The organism is Xanthovirga aplysinae (assembly GCF_009711365.1).
Classification (GTDB): domain Bacteria; phylum Bacteroidota; class Bacteroidia; order Cytophagales; family Cyclobacteriaceae; genus Xanthovirga; species Xanthovirga aplysinae.
In genome coordinates, this window is sequence record NZ_SMMB01000417.1 from 1 (window position 1) to 1,512 (window position 1,512).

A 1,512-nucleotide genomic window follows, 5' to 3' on the forward strand; every position below is an offset into this window, starting at 1 on the left:
ATTATTCCACTTTTTCAATTCCAGCTAGTGAAGCTTCGATTTCTCCCTGATTTAATTCATGCTCAACCAGTTTTCCTGAGAAATAATTCTCATAAGCCTGCATATCAAAATTTCCATGCCCACAGAGATTAAACAAAATAGTTTTAGGAACACCTTCTTCTTTGGCCTTTTTAGCTTCATAGATGGCTGTAGCAATTCCGTGGGTAGCTTCAGGCGCCGGAATAATCCCTTCTGTTTGAGCAAATAAGGTCCCCGCTTTGAAACATTCCAACTGATGATGTGCTCTTGCCTCAATTAATTGATCTTTTAACAATTGACTTACGATCACACCTGCCCCATGGTATCTTAAACCACCTGCGTGAATAGGAGCCGGAACAAATTGATGACCAAGTGTGTACATGGGAAGTAGAGGAGTCAGTCCAACGGTATCTCCAAAATCATAACGAAACTGCCCTCTGGTTAATTTAGGGCAGGAGGCTGGTTCGCTGGCTACACACCTAATATTTGCTCCCTTCTCAAAATTAAAACGAAGGAAAGGAAAAGCCAACCCTGCAAAATTAGAGCCTCCACCAAAAGGAGCAATAACTACATCAGGCATGTATCCGGCTTGTTCCATTTGCTTAACAGCCTCTAAACCAATAATGGTTTGATGAAGTAGGACATGGTTAAGAACACTTCCCAAGGCATATTTAGTTTCTTTATCTGATGCTGCTCTCTCAACTGCTTCAGAAATGGCAATTCCAAGACTACCAGGAGAGTTGGGGTCTTTTTCTAAAATTTTTCTTCCTGCTTTCGTAAGCTCAGATGGAGAAGGATAAACATTTGCCTTCCAGGTGTTCATCATAACCTTTCGATAAGGTTTTTGGTAATAACTCACCTTTACCATATACACTTCACAAAATATTCCAAAATGCTGACAAGCAAAACTTAGTGCACTCCCCCATTGACCCGCTCCTGTTTCAGTAGTAATTCTTTTTACCCCTGCTTGCTTATTATAATAAGCCTGAGGAACAGCTGTATTGGGTTTATGCGATCCAGATGGACTGACTCCTTCATATTTATAAAAAATCCTGGCCGGAGTATCCAAAGCTTTTTCAAGGGAATGGGCCCGAAACATAGGAGTAGGTCGCCATATTTTATAGATTTCCCTAACCTCATCAGGGATACTAATCCATTTTTCGGTAGAAAATTCTTGCTTTATTAATTCTTGAGGAAACAAAGGGGTTAAGGCTTCCGGACCAATGGATTCTTTTGTTACCCGATTTAATGGAGGCAAAGGCTTATTTGGCATATCAGCTGTGATGTTGTACCAATTTTCAGGTATTTCATCCTCTGGCAGTAGAAATTTCTTCTTCATACTTTATTAGCTTTTTAATATTAAATTAGAAGTTATTTAAATTAAGAAAAATATAGGATAATTTTTCCGCAATTGGAACTAACTTATTTTATAAAGAGAAGTGTCAAAGGATTCTTTTACTAAGAGTATTTTAAAAATCCGCTACCTATTATTGG

At 38.6% G+C, this 1,512-nt stretch carries 1 protein-coding gene; it reads right to left on the bottom strand.

Annotated features, from left to right (window positions below; genetic code table 11):
- Window position 1 precedes the first annotated feature (1 nt).
- Window positions 2-1,357 (bottom strand): TrpB-like pyridoxal phosphate-dependent enzyme, encoded by a 1,356-nt coding sequence (locus E1171_RS01510; RefSeq protein WP_155203387.1) that lies wholly within the window; start codon window positions 1,355-1,357, stop codon window positions 2-4.
- Window positions 1,358-1,512 lie beyond the last annotated feature (155 nt).

What these genes read in the sequence shown, in the direction of transcription:
- E1171_RS01510 (WP_155203387.1), bottom strand. Translation starts at nt 1,357, where the DNA reads ATGAAGAAGAAATTTCTACTGCCAGAGGATGAAATACCTGAAAATTGG.